Origin of the sequence: Citrobacter sp. Cf118, from assembly GCF_030334095.1 — a bacterium.
Taxonomy (GTDB): Bacteria; Pseudomonadota; Gammaproteobacteria; order Enterobacterales; family Enterobacteriaceae; genus Citrobacter; species Citrobacter freundii.
Genome location: NZ_JAOWES010000076.1, coordinates 1 through 5,222, shown reverse-complemented (window position 1 = coordinate 5,222; position 5,222 = coordinate 1). Strand labels below are relative to the sequence as shown.

The following is a 5,222-nucleotide window of genomic DNA, read 5'->3' as shown; positions in this document are numbered from 1 at the left end:
GGGTGGATCAGGGTAACAACCATTTTGATGTTGTCGCCCGGCATTACCATCTCTACGCCTTCCGGCAGTTCGATGGTACCAGTCACGTCAGTAGTACGGAAGTAGAACTGCGGACGGTAGCCTTTGAAGAACGGAGTATGACGGCCGCCTTCGTCTTTGGACAGAATGTACACTTCAGATTCGAACTTGGTGTGCGGCTTGATAGAGCCCGGCTTAGCCAGTACCTGACCACGTTCGATTTCTTCACGTTTGATACCACGCAGCAGAACACCAACGTTCTCACCAGCACGGCCTTCGTCCAGCAGTTTGCGGAACATTTCAACGCCAGTACAGGTAGACTTAGCAGTCTCTTTGATACCAACGATTTCAACTTCTTCACCAACTTTGATGATACCGCGCTCTACACGACCGGTAACAACGGTACCACGACCGGAGATGGAGAATACGTCTTCGATAGGCAGCAGGAACGGCTTGTCAATCGCACGCTCTGGTTCTGGGATGTAAGAATCCAGGAAGCCAGCCAGTTCGATGATTTTCGCTTCCCACTCTGCTTCGCCTTCCAGCGCTTTCAGAGCAGAACCACGAACGATCGGAGTGTCGTCGCCCGGGAAATCGTACTGAGACAGAAGTTCACGAACTTCCATTTCTACCAGTTCCAGCAGCTCTTCGTCATCAACCATGTCGCATTTGTTCAGGAACACGATGATGTACGGAACGCCTACCTGACGACCCAGCAGGATGTGCTCACGAGTCTGCGGCATCGGGCCGTCAGTCGCAGCAACAACCAGGATCGCGCCGTCCATCTGCGCAGCACCGGTGATCATGTTTTTAACATAGTCGGCGTGGCCCGGGCAGTCTACGTGTGCGTAGTGGCGAGTCGGGGTGTCATATTCAACGTGAGAAGTGTTGATGGTGATACCACGTGCTTTTTCTTCCGGCGCGTTATCGATCTGATCGAATGCGCGAGCAGCACCGCCGTAGGTTTTAGCCAGAACGGTAGTGATTGCAGCGGTCAGCGTTGTTTTACCATGGTCAACGTGGCCGATAGTACCGACGTTAACGTGCGGTTTAGTACGTTCAAATTTTTCTTTAGACATCGATTGTCCCTCTAAGACACGGATAAATCGGTGATATCACCACATCAACCAGGCAATATACCTGAGCTGTTGAATGCTTTTAAAAGTAAACAGAGAGAAACGGGAAGGAGAAGTGAAGTGGTGCTGATACCCAGAGTCGAACTGGGGACCTCACCCTTACCAAGGGTGCGCTCTACCAACTGAGCCATATCAGCACGTCTGGAGCGGGCAGCGGGAATCGAACCCGCATCATCAGCTTGGAAGGCTGAGGTAATAGCCATTATACGATGCCCGCATCCTGAAACTCGGCTACCCAGTTCTTTCTGTAACAAAAAAGAGATTTCTCTCTTTTCTGTTCGAGCTGATTAATTTTTTAATCAACTCAGGCGGCGATAACGCTGCCAGAAAGTGGTGGTGGGGGAAGGATTCGAACCTTCGAAGTCTGTGACGGCAGATTTACAGTCTGCTCCCTTTGGCCGCTCGGGAACCCCACCGGACTTGATGGTGCCGACTACCGGAATCGAACTGGTGACCTACTGATTACAAGTCAGTTGCTCTACCTACTGAGCTAAGTCGGCATCAAGTAGCGCGCATTTTATGGAGACATGCGCACTCATGCAACTAAAAAATTGCATAAAATGTTCTATCGCTCACATTTTGCACTATGCGACCGATAAATAATCTATTTCTTCTTTGGATTGGACAAATTTCCAACGCCAGCTGCCACCTCAGGGAGGAATTTTGCTCCAGCATGCACGCGTCGATAGAGAGAAAGCACATCTTTATACATCTGGAATACCCGTCACATTGCATTTCAGAGGATGATTTTTTCTTATTATTCCCCTCCATCTGGTGTTACCCTCCTGCCCATTGTCCAAATTAACTGAAATGTGCGTGCCATTGCGTACCGGGGATGATTTCGTTTTTTACCGCAGACCTGATATAGCAATGACAGCCAGACCATGCGTATGAGTATAAAAGAGCAAGCGTTAACGTCGCCTTACCTACAGTTTGATCGCAACCAGTGGGCTGCGCTTCGTGATTCCGTGCCGATGACCCTGACCGAGGAAGAGATTGCTCGTCTTAAAGGCATTAACGAAGACTTATCGCTGGAAGAAGTTGCCGAGATTTATTTGCCTCTCTCGCGTTTGCTAAACTTTTACATCAGTTCAAACCTGCGACGTCAGGCAGTACTGGAGCAATTTTTAGGCACGAATGGCGAGCGTATTCCTTATATTATTAGTATTGCTGGCAGCGTTGCCGTCGGTAAAAGTACGACAGCGCGTGTTTTGCAGGCCTTACTCAGTCGCTGGCCAGAGCATCGTAAGGTTGAATTGATTACTACCGATGGCTTTCTCCACCCTAACCAGGTATTGAAAGATCGTGGACTAATGAAGAAGAAAGGCTTCCCCCAGTCCTATGATATGCATCGCTTGGTTAAATTCGTTTCCGATCTGAAATCAGGCGTACCTAACGTCACGGCGCCGGTCTATTCCCATCTCATCTATGATGTGATCCCTGATGGCGACAAAACCGTTGCCCAGCCCGACATATTAATACTCGAAGGGTTAAATGTATTACAAAGCGGGATGGACTATCCTCACGATCCACATCATGTATTTGTTTCTGACTTTGTCGACTTTTCTATTTATGTTGATGCGCCAGAAGAGTTACTCCAGACGTGGTATATCAACCGCTTTCTGAAATTCCGTGAAGGGGCGTTTACCAACCCGGACTCTTATTTCCATAACTATGCAAAATTATCAGAAGATGAGGCTATCAATACTGCCACATCGCTATGGAAAGAAATTAACTGGCTGAATTTAAAGCAAAACATTTTACCAACACGTGAAAGAGCCAGCTTGATTATGACTAAAAGCGCCAATCATGCCGTTGAGCAAGTCAGGCTACGTAAATAAATAAAAAGGGGAGCCTCAGCTCCCCTTTTTATTATTCAGCACTTCTCAGCGATATTTCTCCACCCATCCAGGGTTTGATCTCGCCATTTTGTTCAAGCAATAATGCACCTTGCGCGTCTATTCCACGAGAGATACCAAATATTTCTTTATCACCAATAATAAGTTTTACCGGGCGGTCGATAAAGTTATCCAGTTTCTTCCAGCGAGGCAGATACGGTGCTAAACCTTCGTGCTCAAAGAGCACCAACGCAGCGCGCAACTCACGTATCAGTCGGGCAGCAAGGGTATTGCGGTCAATGTTAATGCCCGCTTCCTGCAGGTTAATCCAGCCTTGATTAACCACATTTTCTTCAACCCGGCGCATGGACATATTAATACCCGCGCCGATAACAATTTGCGCGGCATCACCTGTCTTACCTGTCAGTTCAACCAGGATCCCTGCCAGTTTACGGTCGAGTAAATAGAGGTCGTTGGGCCATTTTACACGGACTTTATCCGCACCCAGATCACGCAAAACCTCAGCCATGACGATACCAATAACCAGACTCAGGCCAATCGCGGCGGCCGGTCCTTGTTCCAGCCGCCAGAACATTGAGAGGTAAAGGTTGGCACCAAACGGTGAAAACCATTTCCGACCACGGCGCCCGCGCCCGGCCTGTTGATATTCAGCGACGCAGGCATCCCCTGACTCCAGCTGACCTATTCGGTCCATCAGGTACTGATTGGTTGAGTCGATAACCGGCAGGACAGTGATATTTCCACCATCCAGTTGAGAATGAATAAGTGAGGCATCTAATAGTTGGATAGGCTCCGGTAAGCTGTATCCTTTACCTGGAACAGTAAAGACATCAACCCCCCAGTCGCGCAACGTCTGGACATGCTTATTGATTGCGGCACGGCTCATTCCCAACGTTTCACCGAGCTGCTCACCGGAATGAAATTCTCCATCGGCCAATAATGAAATAAGCGTCAGAGGGACGGTATTATCCTTCATGCAATGATCTCCACAGCATTCATTTCACCCTGCGGACCAATAAACCGGACCTCTGGTTCGAGCCAGACATTAAATTTCTCACCGACTTTTTGGCGCACATGGTGTGCAAGTTGCACTACATCCTGACTCGTCGCATTATCTGCATTGATCAGCACCAGTGCCTGCTGCTGATGTACCGCTGCGCCACCAATGCGCATACCTTTTAGCTGGCACTGATCGATAAGCCAGCCTGCTGCCAGTTTCACAGAACCATCAGCCTGCGGGTAATGAGGTGCTGTTGGGAATTTAGCCAGGAGCTCCTGCGCAATATTCCCAGTGACAACAGGATTTTTAAAGAAGCTACCCGCATTACCGTTTACTTTCGGATCGGGCAGTTTTGTCGTGCGCATATGGCAGACAGAATCAAAAACCTGCTGAGGTGTAACTGTTGTAGGATCCAGACGTGTCAAGTCACCGTAAGTCAAAACGGGCTGCCACTGTTTAGGTAAGCGCAGACCAACGGCTACAATTGCGAAACGATCCTGGTATTCATGCTTGAAGATGCTGTCACGGTAACCAAAACGGCATTCTGCTGCGTTAACGCGCAGATGTTTGCCAGTCGAAAGCTCAACGCAGTCTACGTATTCGCAGACGCGCTGCAGCTCTACGCCATAGGCACCAATATTCTGGATTGGCGATGAACCCACGCAGCCGGGAATGAGTGCCAGATTTTCCAGGCCAGGCATGTTGCGCTCCAGCGCATAGCACACCAACTGATGCCAGTTTTCACCCGCGCCTACGTGCAAATGCCACGCATCAGGTTGCTCTGTAATCTCAATACCCTTAATACGATTGACGATCACCGTACCCTGGAAGGTATCAAGAAACAGGACGTTACTCCCTTCGCCCAGAATCAGTACTGGATGATGCGATGCATTGGCTGATTGCCAGGCATTCAGTAATTGTTGTTCATTTTCGGCGCAGACAAGTTCATTCGTTTGCTGATCGATACCGAAGGTGTTCCAGGCTTTAAGGGAGTGATTCATAGACGCTTTCCTGATGCAAAATCGCGCCTAGTTTACCGCATATACTGCAGAATGGCTTGTGTTATGGAGGCTCAGGATATTGCTTTGCACCCGGTGGTGCGGTGTCGTGATGTGCCTGATGCGCTGCGCTTATCAGGCCTGCACAATACGTTCAGCCCGGCGGTTTTACCCCGCACACACACAAAAAAGCCCATCCGTCAGGATGGGC

The 5,222-nt window shown here is 49.2% G+C and carries 4 protein-coding genes, 4 tRNA genes and 1 pseudogene; 2 read left to right on the top strand and 7 right to left on the bottom strand.

Translation table 11 applies throughout. The features are described 5' to 3' along the window. The 5 genes from tuf to OGX67_RS08750 all read right to left on the bottom strand — a co-directional run. Window positions 1–1,097, bottom strand: a 1,097-nt coding sequence (tuf, locus tag OGX67_RS08770) for an elongation factor Tu (protein ID WP_118262821.1), incomplete at its 3' end; no start/stop codon positions are given. Window positions 1,098–1,215: 118 nt separating this feature from the next. Beyond that, a tRNA-Thr gene (locus OGX67_RS08765) sits at window positions 1,216–1,291 on the bottom strand. A 5-nt stretch (window positions 1,292–1,296) separates the two neighbouring features. Then, window positions 1,297–1,371 (bottom strand) — tRNA-Gly (locus OGX67_RS08760). 114 nt (window positions 1,372–1,485) lie between these two features. Then, window positions 1,486–1,570: transfer RNA gene (locus OGX67_RS08755), tRNA-Tyr, on the bottom strand. A gap of 8 nt (window positions 1,571–1,578) precedes the next feature. Beyond that, a tRNA-Thr gene (locus OGX67_RS08750) sits at window positions 1,579–1,654 on the bottom strand. A 19-nt stretch (window positions 1,655–1,673) separates the two neighbouring features. On the opposite strand from OGX67_RS08750, the pseudogene OGX67_RS08745 reads away from it, so the two are divergent. Beyond that, a pseudogene (locus tag OGX67_RS08745) lies at window positions 1,674–1,754 on the top strand (hypothetical protein); the annotation flags it as partial. 290 nt (window positions 1,755–2,044) lie between these two features. Then, entirely contained in the window at window positions 2,045–2,995 is a 951-nt protein-coding gene (coaA, locus tag OGX67_RS08740; protein ID WP_003031107.1) for a type I pantothenate kinase, read from the top strand. Between the two features lie 31 nt (window positions 2,996–3,026). Here the strand turns inward: coaA and birA are convergent, their stop codons facing one another. Next, window positions 3,027–3,989, bottom strand: coding sequence for a bifunctional biotin--[acetyl-CoA-carboxylase] ligase/biotin operon repressor BirA (birA, locus tag OGX67_RS08735; protein WP_044703032.1), 963 nt, complete (start codon window positions 3,987–3,989; stop codon window positions 3,027–3,029). Next, window positions 3,986–5,014, bottom strand: coding sequence for a UDP-N-acetylmuramate dehydrogenase (gene murB, locus OGX67_RS08730; protein WP_044703033.1), 1,029 nt, complete (start codon window positions 5,012–5,014; stop codon window positions 3,986–3,988). Before murB ends, birA begins: the two co-directional genes overlap by 4 nt. Window positions 5,015–5,222: the final 208 nt, after the last annotated feature.